General features: G+C 71.9%; 13 protein-coding genes. 4 read left to right on the plus strand and 9 right to left on the minus strand.

From position 1 onward, the window contains the following. Positions 1-22: 22 nt before the first annotated feature. On the plus strand, positions 23-1,177 hold the full coding sequence (locus G569_RS0109750) for an FAD-dependent monooxygenase (protein ID WP_028063280.1): 1,155 nt from the start codon (positions 23-25) through the stop codon (positions 1,175-1,177). A gap of 410 nt (positions 1,178-1,587) precedes the next feature. On the opposite strand, the gene G569_RS0109755 is transcribed toward G569_RS0109750, so the two are convergent. The 5 genes from G569_RS0109755 to G569_RS0109775 all read right to left on the minus strand — a co-directional run bounded on the left by G569_RS0109755 (position 1,588) and on the right by G569_RS0109775 (position 6,856). Next, positions 1,588-3,225 carry an MFS transporter gene (locus G569_RS0109755; protein ID WP_084284566.1) on the minus strand — a complete coding sequence of 546 codons (1,638 nt, stop codon included), beginning with the start codon at positions 3,223-3,225 and terminating at the stop codon, positions 1,588-1,590. A 378-nt stretch (positions 3,226-3,603) separates the two neighbouring features. Then, a complete protein-coding gene (locus tag G569_RS47015; protein WP_211232936.1) occupies positions 3,604-4,650 on the minus strand; it encodes a lipase family alpha/beta hydrolase in 1,047 nt (348 codons plus the stop codon). Beyond that, a complete protein-coding gene (locus G569_RS0109765; RefSeq protein ID WP_028063282.1) occupies positions 4,643-5,050 on the minus strand; it encodes a PaaI family thioesterase in 408 nt (135 codons plus the stop codon). The genes G569_RS47015 and G569_RS0109765 overlap by 8 nt, the downstream gene beginning before the upstream one ends. Then, on the minus strand, positions 5,043-6,068 hold the full coding sequence (gene mgrA, locus G569_RS0109770) for an L-glyceraldehyde 3-phosphate reductase (protein ID WP_028063283.1): 1,026 nt from the start codon (positions 6,066-6,068) through the stop codon (positions 5,043-5,045). The genes G569_RS0109765 and mgrA overlap by 8 nt, the downstream gene beginning before the upstream one ends. Further along, positions 6,065-6,856, minus strand: a complete 792-nt coding sequence (locus G569_RS0109775; RefSeq protein ID WP_028063284.1) for a DNA-3-methyladenine glycosylase family protein — start codon at positions 6,854-6,856, stop codon at positions 6,065-6,067. Before G569_RS0109775 ends, mgrA begins: the two co-directional genes overlap by 4 nt. A gap of 125 nt (positions 6,857-6,981) precedes the next feature. Between G569_RS0109775 and G569_RS0109780 the strand changes: the two genes are divergently transcribed. Next, the gene (locus G569_RS0109780) at positions 6,982-8,202 is read left to right on the plus strand and encodes an acyl-CoA dehydrogenase family protein (RefSeq protein ID WP_028063285.1); all 1,221 of its coding nucleotides are present in this window, start codon (positions 6,982-6,984) and stop codon (positions 8,200-8,202) included. A gap of 48 nt (positions 8,203-8,250) precedes the next feature. Here G569_RS0109780 and G569_RS0109785 read toward each other — a convergent pair whose 3' ends face one another. After that, positions 8,251-10,122 (minus strand): sugar phosphate isomerase/epimerase family protein, encoded by a 1,872-nt coding sequence (locus G569_RS0109785; RefSeq protein WP_028063286.1) that lies wholly within the window; start codon positions 10,120-10,122, stop codon positions 8,251-8,253. Positions 10,123-10,300: 178 nt separating this feature from the next. Here G569_RS0109785 and G569_RS0109790 point away from each other — a divergent pair, with 178 nt between their 5' ends. Next, a complete protein-coding gene (locus G569_RS0109790; RefSeq protein ID WP_028063287.1) occupies positions 10,301-10,963 on the plus strand; it encodes a YceH family protein in 663 nt (220 codons plus the stop codon). Between the two features lie 307 nt (positions 10,964-11,270). Here G569_RS0109790 and G569_RS0109800 read toward each other — a convergent pair whose 3' ends face one another. Together G569_RS0109800 and G569_RS0109805 are read right to left on the minus strand one after the other, a co-directional pair. Beyond that, positions 11,271-12,641 carry a UTP--glucose-1-phosphate uridylyltransferase gene (locus tag G569_RS0109800; protein WP_028063288.1) on the minus strand — a complete coding sequence of 457 codons (1,371 nt, stop codon included), beginning with the start codon at positions 12,639-12,641 and terminating at the stop codon, positions 11,271-11,273. Beyond that, positions 12,638-12,994, minus strand: a complete 357-nt coding sequence (locus G569_RS0109805) for a DUF188 domain-containing protein (protein WP_037495404.1) — start codon at positions 12,992-12,994, stop codon at positions 12,638-12,640. The genes G569_RS0109800 and G569_RS0109805 overlap by 4 nt, the downstream gene beginning before the upstream one ends. A 41-nt stretch (positions 12,995-13,035) precedes the next feature. On the opposite strand from G569_RS0109805, the gene G569_RS0109810 reads away from it, so the two are divergent. Then, a complete protein-coding gene (locus G569_RS0109810) occupies positions 13,036-13,755 on the plus strand; it encodes a hypothetical protein (RefSeq protein ID WP_028063290.1) in 720 nt (239 codons plus the stop codon). Here the strand turns inward: G569_RS0109810 and G569_RS0109815 are convergent. Beyond that, positions 13,730-14,824, minus strand: coding sequence for an NAD(P)/FAD-dependent oxidoreductase (locus tag G569_RS0109815; protein WP_028063291.1), 1,095 nt, complete (start codon positions 14,822-14,824; stop codon positions 13,730-13,732). The two genes, G569_RS0109810 and G569_RS0109815, sit on opposite strands and share 26 nt — an antisense overlap. Positions 14,825-14,880: the final 56 nt, after the last annotated feature.

Below are 14,880 nucleotides of genomic sequence, written 5' to 3' on the forward strand. Positions count from 1 at the left end.
GGGCGGGGGTAGGTTCTACGCCATGCGCGTAGGCATCGCCGGTGGTGGATTGGGCGGCCTGTCGGCCGCCCTTTTCCTGCTTCGGGCGGGGGTGGGTGAGGTGCGCGTGTTCGAGCAGCAGCGGGAGCTGAGCGAGATCGGCGCTGGCATCCAGATCGCCCCCAACGCCGTCCGGCTGCTGCAGCGGCTCGGCCTCGGGGACGCCCTCGCGGCGGTCTCGGTGGCGTTCGAGGACGCGTGGGAGTTCCGGCGCTGGGAGGACGGCCGCATCCTGTTCTCCCAGACGTACGGCGCCGAGGGCGAGGCGCGCTTCGGGGCGCCCTACATCGCCGTCCATCGCGCCGACCTGCTGCGTGTGCTGGCGGACGCGCTGCCGGCCGGCGTCGTGTCCTTGGGCCGGCGCGTGAGCGATGTGGACGGGGCCCGGTTCGTGTTCGCGGACGGGTCCGCGTCGGAGCCGTTCGACGCGCTGATCGGCGCCGACGGCATCCACTCGGTCGTGCGCGACGTGGTCGCCGGGCCGGGCTCACCGGTCTTCACGGGGCTGGCCGCGTACCGCGCGCTGGTACCCGCTGACGAGGCGCCCGAGTTCGCCCGGCGCCCGGTCTGCTCGATCTGGCTCGGGCCGAAGCGCCACTTCGTCCATTACCCGGTGTCAGGCGGCGCGTTCGTGAATCTGGTCACCGCGAACCCGGCGGGCGACTGGCGCGAGGAGTCCTGGACCGCACCGGGCGAGGTCGCCGACTTCCTCGCCGAGTACGCGGGCTGGGACGCGGCGGTGCAGCAGCTGATCGGCGCGGCCCGCGAGACCAAGCGCTACGCGTTCTACGCCCGCGAGCCGATCACGTCCTGGGTGTCGGGCCGGATCGCGCTGCTCGGCGACGCCGCCCACCCGATGCTCCCGTTCTTCGCCCAGGGCGCCGGCCAGGCGATCGAGGACGGCGCGGTGCTCGCGCGCTGCCTCGTGGACGCGCCGGTCGACGCCGCGCTCCGCCGCTACGAGTCGCTGCGGGTCGACCGCGCCACCCGCGTGCAACGGCTGAGCGGCGCTCGCCGCGAGCACCACCACATGGAGGACGGGCCGGAGCAGGAGGCGCGTGACCTCGCGTTGTCAGCGCAGGACCCGCTCGGCCACAACGAGTGGCTCTACGGGCACGATGTGGAAGCGGGGTTGTGAGTGATGCCGTGGCATCGGTGGGCGAGTGCGTTGTTGTGTGGCCGTGCCGGTATTCGGGGAACGGCCTAGCACTGAGGGAGGGGGGTCGCTGCTGCGCCCCGGCCTGGTCGGTCGTGCCGCCGTCCGCCGCGGCGCTTGGCCGTGCTGACTCGTCGCGCCGTGCAGGGAGACCGTCAAGTTACGGTCCACGGAGACCGTGCGAGATCGGTTGTGATCACTTTCGCCGGTGGTGGCGCTTCTCGACCGAAGCCGCACTGTTCGACTTGGCGCGTTCGTAGGGGTGTTCGACGTTCCGCCCCCGTACAGGGGCGAAACGTAGGCCACCCCCCGCGGAGTGCACATGGACGTCCCTCACGCCGATCACGGCAGCCGAGAGCGGACAACCGCCCACCGATGCCACGCCCCGAACATCACGCCGGGGCGAGCCGCGCATCGGCCAGATCGTGGCCCGCGGCCAGGGCGCGGCGATCGCCGGTGATCGCGGCGAGGAACTCCTCCCGCTCCAACGCAAGGAGTTCGACGTCCGTGCGAGCGACGACGGTCGCGGTGCGGGGGACGTCGCGCAGCAGGGCGATCTCGCCGAAGCAGTCGCCGACGACCTCGGTGCGGCGGAAGCGGCCGCGCTCGGAGACCTCGACCTCGCCCGCGGCGATGACGTAGAAGCGGTCGCCGGGCTCGCCCTCGCGCAGGACGACCGAGCCGCGGCGGAAGTGGGTCGGCGTGAGCCGGCGCGAGAGCTCCTCCAGTTGCGCGACCGGTAGCGGCGCGAACATGCCGAGGCCGCGCAGCAGGCGGTACTCGCGCTCGGGGACGGGCGCGGACGCCTCCATCCGCGCGAGCGCCCGCCAGCGCAGCAGGATCAGGGTCGGGAGGGTCGCGCCGACGACGAGCAGCGCGCCGCGGACGCCCGCGAGCGCGACCAGCAGCGGGGCGAGCAGCGAGCCGAGCCCGGTCGTCAGCCAGTACGTCCCTTCGACGACGCCGAACGCGCGGGCCAGCACGGCGTCGGAGGCCAGCCGCTGCACGAGGGTCAGCCCGGCGACCTCCATCACCGCGTAGCCGACGCCGAGGACGATCAGACCGACGACCGCGACGCTCGTCGCGGGAACCGCGCTGAGGCCGAGCAGCGGCAGGCCGATCAGCAGCGACGCGATGACGAGGCCGGTGGCGTTGCGCCCGCGCCCGAGGATGAGCAGCGCACCTGCCGCGCCGAACAGGCCCCCGACGCCCCACGCGGAGTTCAGCCAGCCGACTCCGGCGGGCCCGAGGTCGAGCAGCTCGAGCGCGATCAGCACGACCAACACGTCGATCGCGCCCTCGATCAGCGTCGATGCGCCGAGCACGCCGACGACGAGTCGCAGGTGCGGTTCGTGCCACACGGTCTGGATTCCCTCGACGAGGTCGGTCCGGTGCCGTTCGGCGCTGAAGCGCGGCGGCGGGTCGGCCGGGATGCCCGCGAGCGCGAGCGCCGCGAGCAGGAACGCGACGCTGGTCGCCGCGAGCGCGAGCTCGACCCCGCCGACGGCGCTCAGCAGGCCTCCCGCGAGCGCGCCGCAGAGAAAGCCGAAGCTGTCGACCGCGCTCCACAGCGCGTTGGCGGCGGCCAGCTGGCCGGGGTCGTCGGCCAGCGACGGCAGCAGCGCGGCCTGCGCGGGCCTGTGCCCGGTGCCGATCGCGGTGAAGAGCGCGGCCAGCACGAACACCAGCACGGCGGGCGCGCTCACCCACACGAGCAGCGCGGCCGCGGCGAGCACCACCGCCCGCGCGAGCGCGAGGCAGAACAGCACGTTGCGCCGCGAGTGCCGATCGCCGAGCAGCGACATCCAGGGCGCCGCCAGCGCCGCCGGCGCCATCCGCACGACCGCGGCGACACCGACCAGCGAGGCGCCGCCGACGTCATACGCGTACACGGAGAGCGCGACGAAGAACGCCCACCCGCCGAGCGAGCACGCGACCCACGCGAGCTGCAACCGTCGCAGCGCCCGCGTCCCCACCGCATCCCGCAAGGCGCACCCGGCGACGGCGAGGCTGTGGGGGAGCGCGGCCAAGGGCCGACACTACCGCGCCCCGCGCCCGCGTGGCGCGGCGCGGCGCGGTGTGGAGGCGCGCGGTGTGGAGCGCGCGAGTGGGGGCGCGCGGTGTGGAGGGCGCGAGTGGGGGCGCGGTGCGGGCGCGCGGTGCGCGGGCGCTGGGTGCGGCGCCGCGCGGTGCGGGGACGCGGGGTGCGGCGGCGCGCGGTGTGGGGGCGCGTGGTGCGGCGCCGCGCGGTGCGGGGGCGCGGGTGCGGCGGCGCCGCCACGCGCGGCGGCCGGCGCGGCGCGGCGGCGCGCGGTGTGGGGGCGCGTGGTGCGGCGCCGCGCGGTGCGGGGGCGCGGGTGCGGCGGCGCCGCCACGCTCGGCGGCCGGCGCGGCGCGGGCGCCTCGCGTCACTCTGCGAGCCAGGCGCGCAGTTGCTCCGCCACCGCGGGGTGGTTGAGCAGCGCGAGGTGGTGCGTCCCTCCGACGGCGAACCCGTCGTCTTCGAGGAATCCGACGCGGCGGCCGGCGGCCGAAGGGGCGAGGACGAGCATGTCGCCGAGCAGCCGGCCGACCGGGTGCGTCGGTGAGCGGGTGATGGTCGCGGAGACGAAGCAGTGCGTCGCGCCCGCCAGCAGCGGGACCTCGGTGAGCGCCTTCGCCCGCAGCGCGTCCGGGTCCTGGTCGCGCCAGTCGGAGTCGACGAGCGAGCCGCGGCGCAGATCGCGGATGCCGGCGCTGCGGCGGCGCAGGAAGCGGGCGAACGGGCGCGTCTCGGGCGCGAGGTGCAGGGCGGCGCTGAGCGCGTGCACGGCCTGCTCGAGCGGCGCGCCGTCGTGCGGCGTCCCCAAGGTGATCACGTGGCGGACGCGGCGCGTCCAATCGCTGCCGCGATGACACGCGCTGCGGGCGACGAGCCCGCCCATCGAGTGGCCGATCAGCGTGATCCGCTCCACCCCGCGTTCGCGCACGAGCTCGGTCATCAGCGCGTCCAGCGACGCGCCGTTCTCGGAGATGTGGCGGCCGGTGTTGTAGCGGACGAACACGGGCGTGGCGTCGTCGAGCATGTCGCCGTAGTTCGGTGACCCCCACGCGTACTCGGTCTCGCCGAGCCCGTGCACGAAGACGACCAGGTGCGGCGTGTCGACCTCGCCGACACGCCGCCCCTGCATGGGGATCGCGAGCGGCGAGCCCTCGGCCTCCAGCCGATCCCCGTAGAGACCGTTGAGCGCCGCGACGGCGGTCTCCGAGCGCAGCTCGGGAAGGGCCGCGGCGCCCAGCCACAGGCCGCCGGCCACGGTCTCGTAGACGCTGCGGGAGATCGTGTCGTGCATGAGCCGGACCGGCCTGGCGGGCGCGCCGAGCAGACCGAAGACACGATCGGCGATCGCCGAGTGGACGTCGCCGATCCCGCGCGGCAGCGCGCTCAGCTCATCGCGGACGAAGCGGCTAGCCAAGGCGCTGCACGATAGACCCGGTCGCCACCAGCCGGCCATCCGGCTCGGTCACGCGGACCTCGCTGAAGACCAGGCTGCGGCCGCGGCGGGTGACCGCCGCATGCGCGGTGAGGTCCGTGCCGTTCGCGGCCGCCAGGTAGTTGACGTTCAGTGTCACGGTGGAGCCCTTCATGGACTCGGGCTCGAAGTCGTCCGCCCAGGTCGCGGCCATCCCGGCGGTGTCGATCAGCGTGGCGATCGCGCCGCCGTGGACGGTGTCCCCGATCGTGGCGAGCTCGGGCCGGAACGGGAGGACGAGGGTCGCCTCGTCCGTCCCGATCGAGTCCAGCCGCAGCCCGAGATGCGCCACCAGCGGCGAGTGCGGGAAGAACCGCTCGATGAGGTCGCGCCGGCTAGGCACCGCTCGACTGGGCCCAGATGTTGATGCCGGCGTCGACCGCGTGCTTGTCGATCTCGGCCAGCTCCTCGTCCGTGAACGCGAGGTTCTCGAGTGCGCCCACGTTGGTCTCGAGCTGCTGGACGCTGGAGGCCCCGATCAGCGCCGACGTGACCCGCGGGTCCCGCAGCACCCACGCGAGCGCCATCTGCGCCAGCGGCTGCCCGCGCCGCGCCGCGATCTCACCCAGCGCGCGGACACGCGCCATGTTGTCCTCGTTGATGAAGTCCTTCTTCAAGTAGAAGTCCTTCGCGGCGCGCGAGTCGGCGGGGATGCCCTCCACGTAGCGGTCGGTCAGCATGCCCTGGCCCAGCGGCGAGAACGCGATGATCCCGACGCCCTCCTCGCCGCACGTGTCGAGCACCTCCGGCTCGATCCAGCGGTTCAGGAGCGAGTACGACGGCTGGTGGATCAGGATCGGCGTGCCGAGCGAGCGCGCGATCGCGACCGCCTCCGCGGTGCGCTCGGCGGAGTAGGACGAGATGCCCGCGTAGAGCGCGCGGCCCGAGCGCACGGCGGTGTCGAGCGCGCCGATCGTCTCCTCCAAGGGCGTGTCCGGGTCGAACCGGTGCGAGTAGAAGATGTCGACGTAGTCCAGGCCCATGCGATCGAGCGACTGGTCGAGCGAAGCGAGCAGGTACTTGCGCGAGCCCCACTCGCCGTACGGGCCGGGCCACATGTCGTAGCCCGCCTTGGTCGAGATGATCAGCTCGTCGCGGTAGGGCGCCAGGTCCTCGCGGAAGATCCGGCCGAAGTTCAGCTCCGCGGAGCCGTAGGGCGGGCCGTAGTTGTTGGCCAGGTCGATGTGGGTGATGCCGAGATCGAACGCGCGGCGGATGATCGCCCGCTGGTTCTGGATCGGGGTATCGTCGCCGAAGCGGTTCCACAGCCCGAGGCTGATCGCGGGCAGCTTGATGCCGCTCCTACCGCAACGGCGGTAGGGCATCGAGTCGTATCGGTCCTCAGCGGCGACATAGGTCATGCCGTGGATTTTGCCCAACGTCCACCGGAACGCCAGCCCGCCGACACGAGATACATCGCCGCGAGGCCCTGCCACGGGGTGTATCGATCAAGCACGGCGGCGAACTCCTCCTCTGTCACGCTGCCTGTGCGCACCCCCGCGACCCGCGCGTAGGCATTGCGCATCCCGACGTCCCGGGCCAGCGGGACGTCGAAGCGCCCGCGGCCGAACAGGTTCAGGTGGGCGATCGTCCACTCGCCCACGCCGGGGATCGCGGCCAGCGCGCGCTGGTCGTCGGCGGCGGGGTCGAGCCGGCCGTCGGCGATCGCGCGAGCGACCCGCGACAGCGTCCGCGCCTGCGTCGGCGCCAGGCCCGCGGCCTCCAGCGCCGCCGCGTTGGCGAACGCGGCGGGCGTGGGCGCGACCCACAATCCGCGGGGGTGCCGAATCCCGTGCGCGCGGGTAAACGCCCAGGCGATGTTCCCCGCCCGCTGCGTGTCGATCAGCTGCTCGATGATGGCCCACGCCAGCGCCTCGAACGGCTCCGGCTTGCGCAGCCAGCGGAGCTTCGGCCGCGCTCGCAGCGCCCGCCCCAACAAGGGATCGGACCGGAACGCCCGGTGGAACGGCTCGAGGTCCTCGTCGAGCATCAGGACGAACCGCATCCGCTCCACCGCGAGTCGCGCCGCCGCTTCGTCAGCCGCGTGCGCGCGCAGCAGCACCTCGTCCCCGCGCCACGCCGCCTCGACCAGCGCGAGCTCGGAGCCGACCCGCAGCGCCCGCCGTGCCACGCCGCCCTCGATCTTCACCAATCCGCCCGGTCCAGATGAGCGGGGCGGCTCGCTTGGCCACGGCGGCCGTACCGTGACGTCCACGAGGACCATAAGGTTGGGATCCTATGGCGAGTGAACCGATGGAGGCAGTAACCGAGCCGATGGCCCAAGGCGCGTTCTCGATGGAGCTGAGCCAGGATCAGCTCGACGTGCGCGAGTGGGTCCACGGCTTCGCTGAGAACGTGGTGCGGCCGGCGGCGGCGGAGTGGGACGAACGCGAGGAGACGCCGTGGCCGCTGATCCAGGAGGCGGCGAAGATCGGCCTCTACAGCTTCGAGGCGCTCGCGCAGTTCTACGCGGACGAGTCCGGGCTGATGCTGCCGATCGTCAACGAGGAGCTGTTCTGGGGTGACGCCGGCATCGGGATGTCGATCATGGGCACGACGCTCGCCGTCGCCGCGATCTTCACCTCCGGCACCGGCGAGCAGTTCGGCGAGTGGGTGCCGCAGTGCTATGGCACCGTCGACGAGCCGAAGGTCGCGGCGTTCTGCGTGTCCGAGCCCGACGCGGGCAGCGACGTCTCGAGCCTGCGGACCCGCGCGCGCTACGACGAGGCGGCGGGCGAGTGGGTGATCAACGGCCAGAAGGCCTGGGCGACCAACGGCGGCATCGCCGACGTGCACGTCATCGTCGCCTCCGTCGACCCCGAGCTCGGCGCCCGCGGCCAGGCCAGTTTCATCATTCCGCCCGGCACGAAGGGGCTCGTGGAGGGGACCAAGGTCAAGAAGCACGGCCTGCGCGCCAGCCACACCGCCGACGTCTTCCTCGACGACGTCCGGATCCCGGCGCGGCTCGTGCTCGGCGGCAAGGAGAAGCTCGACGAGCGGCTCGCGCGCGCACGCGAGGGCACGCGCGGGAAGCGCCAGGGCGCGATGCAGACCTTCGAGGCGACGCGCCCGGCGGTCGGCGCGCAGGCGATCGGCATCGCCCGCGCCGCGTACGAATACGCGCTCGGCTACGCCAAGGAGCGCAGGCAGTTCGGCCGGGCGATCATCGAGAACCAGGCGATCGCGTTCGCGCTGGCGGACATGCGGATGGAGATCGACGCCGCCCGCCTGCTCGTCTGGCGTGCGTCCTGGATGGGCCGCACCGGGCGCCGGTTCGAGGCGGCCGAGGGCTCGATGAGCAAGCTCAAGGCGGGTGAGGTGGCCGTGTGGGCGACCGAGCGCGCGATCCAGATCCTCGGTGGCAACGGCTACACGCGCGAGTTCCCCGTCGAGCGGATGCACCGCGACGCGAAGATCTACACGATCTTCGAGGGCACGTCGGAGATCCAGCGGCTGGTCATCGCCCGCGCCATTTCCGGCGTCCAGATCCGTTAACGGGTGAGGGCCCCCGTGGGGGCCCTCGAATCGTTGCTGCTCAGCTACCTACGGCGCCGTCGTGGACAGCGTGAAGGTCAGCGTCTTGGTGTAGTTGCCGGACCGCAGGACGTCGGCGGCGCCGATCGCCTGGCGGAAGCCGATCGTGACGGCGTCGCCGTTGACCGGGCCCGGGTACGTCAGGAGGTTCAGCGCCGTGCCCGTCGTCTCCGGCAGTGCCGCGTAGGCGTTGCCCGGGGTGGCCGTGTTGGTGGCCTTGACGTTGAGCGGCGAGGGCAGGAAGAACGTGCCGTTGACCAGGTGGCCCGGAGCGACGGTGCCCGGGTCGTTGACCGCGAGGGTCGCGTCGCCGGCGGTGCTGGTGACGGTCGCCGAGACGGCCGTCTCGTAGCTCTTGGCGACGGTCGGCGCGAAGGTGCCGAAGCTGCCCGGCTGGGTCGGCAGGCTCAGGGCGAGCAGGCTCGGGACGTTGCCGCCGACGGTGCTGATGGCGTCGCCGGTGCTGGTGCCGACGAGCGGGATCGTCTCCATCGCGTCATCCGAGTTCGAGGCGAACGTCAGGCGGGCGACGGACGTGTAGTTGGTGCGGGTCGGCTTGAAGCCGACGTTGACCGTGCAGGTGCCGGCCGGGACCGCCGGAGCGGACTCGTCGGCGGGCGTCGACGGGTCGTCGGCGACGGCGTCCTTGGCGGCGGCCAGGGTCTTGTTCTGGCAGTCCTGGCTGACGATCGCGAAGTCGTCGCGGGTCGTGTTGCCGCCGTCGTCGGCGTTGGCGGCGAGCGCCGGGGCCGCGTTGGTGATGACCAGCGGGGCGTCGCCGACGTTGGTGATCACGATCGGCGTCACGTTGTTGGCCGCCAGCGTGCCGGCGGGCACCGAGGTGAACGACGGGACGCGGGCGAAGGCGACCGGGGCCGGGTCACCGGCCAGAGCGGCGAAGCTCTTGTCGGCCGAGGTGAACGGGTTGAAGCCGCCGTTGTTGCCCGGGGTGACCGGGTCGTACTCGTAGAGGTAGTAGCGGACGCGGTTCTTGGCCGCGGCGAAGATCGGCGCGAAGTTGATGTCGCCGTCGCCGAGGGCGCGGAGGTCAGCGGTACCGGCGTTCACGCGCGGGTTGACGACGTCCTTGACGTGGAAGCTGATGAGGCGCGACGCGTAGGTCGGGTTGCTCACCGTGTCGATGACCGTCTGCAGCGTCGAGCCCGAGACGGCCCAGCCGAGGTCGATCTGCGCCTTGACGTAGCGCGGATCGGTGTGGTCGAGCAGGAACTGCCACTGCGACTTCATCACGCCGCCGTCGTTGACCTTGGCGTTCCAGGACGAAGCGTGGTTGTGGAAGTACGCCGGGCCGACGCCGGCCTCGACCGAGCGCTTGCCGATGCGGTTCATCTGCTGCGCGTTGGCGAGGTTCTGCTGCAGGCTGGTGCTCCCGGCGTTCAGCGGATCGGCGGCGCCGATGACCTCCTGGCCGAGGATCTTCGCGGCCTGGATCTCGGCGTCCCAGTTCGTCTCGGCGAGCGTGCCGTGACGGGAGACGAAGCGCAGGCCGTAGCTGTCGCCCAGCGCGCGCAGTGCTTGCAGGCCCGCGACGTTCGTGGGCGTCGCCGGGTTGGTGCCCGGGAACGGGTTGCCCGGATAGCCGTAGAGCTCGACGTTGCGGACGTTCTTGGACTTCAGATACGCGAACGTGCGCTCGAGGCGAGCGGCGGACGTCGACGGCGCCGGGGGCGCGACGCAGTCCGTGGTCGGCGGAGCGGGGGCAGCGGGGCAGGTGATCTCACCCGCGCCGTTGGAGATGTAGTTGCTCCAGTCGTACAGCTGGACGCCCATCTGACCCGTGGGCGCACCTGCGCCGAGGTCGGCGGGGCGTTGCGCCTGCGCCGTGGCGGCGCATGACAGAATCGCGCCAGCGGCGGCCATGGCCGCGCCTACGCGCACACCGAATCCCTTCAATGCCTTCTCCTCACTCCCGATTCCGTGCCCTCGCACGGGTGCCGGACTAGACCCTGAAAGCCCTCAGTACAACAGTGCGAACCTATACCAAAATGCCGTTGCTTCGGCAAACTTTCGCATCGTCGTTGCGCAAAACCAAACACCTATGGACCTAGACGCGATCGAAGTCCGAGTCCTCGGCTGCTTGATCGAGAAGCAGCGCACGACGCCGGACGCCTACCCCCTGAGCCTCAACGCGCTCCGCCTGGCCTGCAACCAGAGCACCAACCGCGACCCGGTCGTCCAGTACGACGAAGAGACCATCCGCGGCGCGCTGCACCGCCTCGGACGGCGCCGCTACACGCGACTGGCCAGCGGCCACTCGAGCCGCGCGGCCAAGTACCGGCACCTGCTCGACGACGAGCTGCGACTCGACCGCGAGGAGCAGGCGGTGCTCGCGGTGCTGATGCTCCGCGGCCCCCAGACGCCCGGCGAGCTCAAGCAGCGCACCGAGCGCATGCAGCCCTTTTCGTCGATCGACGAACTGAATGAGGTGCTCACCCGCCTGATCGACCGCGAGATGGTCGCGCAGCTCGCGCGCCGCCCCGGCCAGAAGGAAGAGCGGTTCATGCACCGCCTCTCCGAGGACGCCGACGACGTCGACGAGCCCGCCGGGTTTACGGCTGCCGCGCCGGCGGCCGTGGTCCCTCCGCCGCCCCGCCGCGACGAGCGGGTGGAGAAGCTCGAGGGCGAGGTGGCCGCGCTGCGTGCGGAAGTGGGCGAGCTGCGAGCGGAGCTGACCGCGCTGCGCTCAGAACTCGGTGCGTGATTCTGGACGGTTGTTCAGCACCGGAAGTTGGCATATCCGTGTAGGGTCGCGCGATGCTCGTCGTCGCGGTCGCCTCCTGGGTGTGGGTCGGACTGATCTTCGCCGCCGTCGCCCTGCTCGTGGCGATGATCGCCCGCCGCGCCTAGGAGCCTGCTGACGAATAACGGTGCGCCCGCTGCGGCACATCCGCAGCGTCTCGCGCCACCCGCGCTGCTCACGGCCCAGAGGGCCGCATCGCGAGCGCGGCCGTCACGAGCCACTGGCGGCCGCACCACATCGGTCGGACCGACCATTCGTCAACAGACTCCTAGAGAACCGTTCCGTCCTCGATCGTCTTCGGGCCGATGACCTTGACGTTGCCGCGCGCGATCACGCCGGCGCCGAAGCGCACGTCGCCCTCGACCTCGAAGCGGTCGCACTCCACCAGTGACGGCTCGCCGTCCGGGAAGCGGGCCTCGTAGTCGCGCAGCAGCTTGAAGTAGTCCGGGTCGAGCGCGACGAACGGCACGTCGGTGCGGCCGCCCGCGAGCACGACGCGGGCGTCGTCGGTCAGTCGGTAGGCGTCGGAGCGCAGGGCGAGCAGGTCGTCGGTGGTCTTGACGGGGGCGAAGCGGGTGCGCGGGACGCGGAGCGCCTGGGCGCCCTCGAACACCTCGATCGCCGCGCCCATCGCGGTCTCGATCTGGAAGACCTCGGGAGAGGACTTGTCGCCGGGGTCGACGGTCTTCTTGTTGCGGATCATCGGCAGGCCCAGCACGCCGTCGCGTTCGCGCATCGCGGCGTCGAGGGCGCGCAGGTCGATCCAGAGGTTGTTGGTGTTGACGTAGCGGTGGCGGCCGATGTCCTGGAGCGACTTGAGGTCCTCCTCCGGGGTCTGCGCGGTCTCGCGCAGGACGAGGCGGCCGTCGGCCTTGCGGCGCGCGATGTGGCCGCCCTTGCGGTCGGCCTCCGTGCGGTCGGTGACCTCCATCGCGAACGGGACCTGCTCGGCGCGCATCCAGGCGAGGATGCGTGGGTCGAGGACCGCGCCGAGGTTGTCGGAGTTGGCCATGAACGCGTACTCGAAGCCGCGTTCGAGCAGCGCCGCGAGCATGCCGGAGGTGACGAGCGCGGTGTAGAGGTCACCGTGGCCGGGCGGGCACCACTCGAGCGCCGGGTCGGGTGGCCACTCGGCGGGGCTGAGCCCGTCGACGAGCAGCTTCGGCTCCTTGTTCTGGATGAAGTCCAGCGGGAGGCCGACGTCGAGGTCCGGGTGCGCCTCGAGCGCTTCGAGCGAGCCGTCGCGGGTCGAGAAGGAGTCCATCAGCACCAGTGGCAGGCGCGCGTCGTGCTCCGCGCGCAGTGCCAGGACCTGGCGGGCGATGATGTCGAGGAAGCTGTTGCCGTCCTTGGCCTCGAGCAGCGACTTGGCGCTCGTGAGCCCCATGCTCGTGCCGAGGCCGCCATTGAGGCGCAGGACGATCGCCTTCTGCAGCGCCTCGCGCTCGGCGTCGGGGTCCGACGGCAGTCCGTCGAACTCGACCGGGTCGGTCACCGGCTCGATCGAGTCCTCGGGCATCAGCCCGGTCTCGCCCGCCTCCAGCTGGTGGTAGTAGTGCTCGAACGCGCGGATGGCCTCCTCCGCGACGCCCTCCGAGCGCATCTTCTCGACGCTCGCGCGCAGTCCATCGTCGCTCACCCGGCGGACTCTAGCCGCCGCCGGAACGATCCCGCCCCCTCCACGCGCGCGCCCAGCGCACGCACGCGCGCGGTCAGTTCGGCGTCGGAGGTCACGACCGTGTCGCCGGCCGCGACGAGGTCCACGATCTCGTCGTCGGCCGCGTTGCGCCCGCGGCGCGCCGCGCGGGTGACGGTCACGTGCCCGACCGTGCCGAGCAGGTCGTCGGGGCCGCTGTCGAGCACGATCGTCACCGGCTCGGACGCCCACTCGCGCACCTCGTCGACCAGCCGCCGCATGGCGCCTTCGCGGTCGCGCCACCAGCCGTCCGGGCGCGAGCCGATCACGTTCATCGCATCGATCAAAATTTTCATTCAAGTTCCTTGGACGGATGGCCGATGCGGAGATCAATCCAATGCGCGTCGATACGTCTCTCCTCCAAGGCATCACCGCCGCGAATCAGTCCTCGAAGGTCACCACGGCCTCGCTGAAGTCGTCCGGCACCACCACTTCGTTCTCGAGCCAGCTCAAGGCGGCTACTGAGAAGGAAACGACCAAGCCCGTTCCCGGCACAAACTACGCCGAGATCCTGACGGGCCCGCGGGCCGGGCTGTACCTCAACACGAGTGGCGGTCCGCGCGACGGCGAGGCGTTCGTGCTCGTCAAGCATGACGGCGCCGAGGATCACATCTACGGCACCGGCGACGACCGCAAGGTCATCCGCGTGAGCGCCGACAAGTCCGACTCGGACTCGTCGGACTCCGGGACGTCGACCAAGACTTCGAACACCACCGGCTCGACGTCGACCGACAAGGCGCCGGCGGGCGAGAAGACCAAGCAGGTCGATGGTCGCGCGTACGCCGACATCACGTCCGGCCCGCGCAAGGACCTCTACCTGAACACGAGCGGCAACGCGCGTGACGGCAAGACGTTCGTCCTGGTCAAGAAGGACGACCGCGAATACCACATCTACGGCACCGGTAAGAACCGCGAGATCTTCATGGTGAAGGACCCGACGGCCAAGACCGCCGACACCGACACCAACTCCTCCTCCACCACCGACTCCACCGCGTCGACGACCGACGGCACCACCGCCAACGGGTCGCTCGTCACGAGCAACCCGACGAGTTCCTGATCCTCCCCACAGACAGGGCCGGCGGGATGTCCGCTCGCCGGCCCAACAACTGATCGGCCACACGCCGGCTCGACGCCGGCCCCAGCGTGATCCCCCACGCACCGTGGCCGCTCGCGATCGCGAGCCCCTCCGCCTCCGGGAGGGGTCCGAGAAGCGGCCGACCATCCTCCGAACTCGGCCGCGCGCACGCCCGCATTCCTCTCGGCTCGACCCCCTCTAGAGCCGGGAGGAAGCGGGTCGCGTTCTCAACGATCCTCGGCGCCACCAGTGCCGGGTCCGGCTCTTGGCTCGTGAACGTCGAGCCGACCGCCGAGATCCCCCGCGCCGTCACCGCGCTGAACAGCACCTCCGGCGCGCCCTCCGCGCTGGTCAACGCCTTGATCCCGGCCTCCTCGAGCACGTGCCGCGGCGCGTCCGCCAACTCGAACTCGACCACCAGCCCCCATAAAGCCGAGATAAACGGGAGCAGGCCGTCTTTCAGAACGGCGGGGCTCCACGGGCCGGCCGCGACGGCCACCGCGCCCGCCGGATGGTGGACGCCGTTGATCGTGACGCCTGTCGCACGGCCGTTTTCGACGTGCGCGAACGCTTCGACGCCGACCTGCAAGGTCGCGCCGGCCTCGTGGGCGCGGATCGCGAACGCGTTCGCCGCGGCGGCCGGGGGAACAGGTCTGCCGGTCTCCAGCCGCCAGGCGAAGAGGCCGTCGGCGAGCGCGGGTTCGGCGGCGCGCAGGTCCGCGCCCTCGAGGAGCGTCGGGCGCAGCTCGGGGAACTCCTCCGCGGGTGCCTCGCTCGGCTCCTCCGAGACGAGGAGGAGCCCGACGTGGTCGGCGGGGAGCTCGAACCCGCGGCCGAGCGTCCGGTAGTGCTCGAGCGACTCCTCGTAGAGGTCGACGAGCGCCGGGTCGAGCGGGTGCTGGACGACGCCGGAGTTGCGCCCGGACGCGCCCGCGGCGATCGCCGTCCGCTCGTAGAGCACGACGCTCGCGCCGGCCTCGGCGAGGAACGCCGCGAGCGAGCACCCCACGATGCCGCCGCCGACGACGGCGAAGTCGGGCGAAGGCGTCATGCCGCGCCGCTCCGCGGGATGCCCGAAACCGCAAGGCCGGGGCCGCCGCGGCGGGG

This window comes from Solirubrobacter soli DSM 22325 (genome assembly GCF_000423665.1).
GTDB classification, from domain to species: Bacteria; Actinomycetota; Thermoleophilia; order Solirubrobacterales; family Solirubrobacteraceae; genus Solirubrobacter; species Solirubrobacter soli.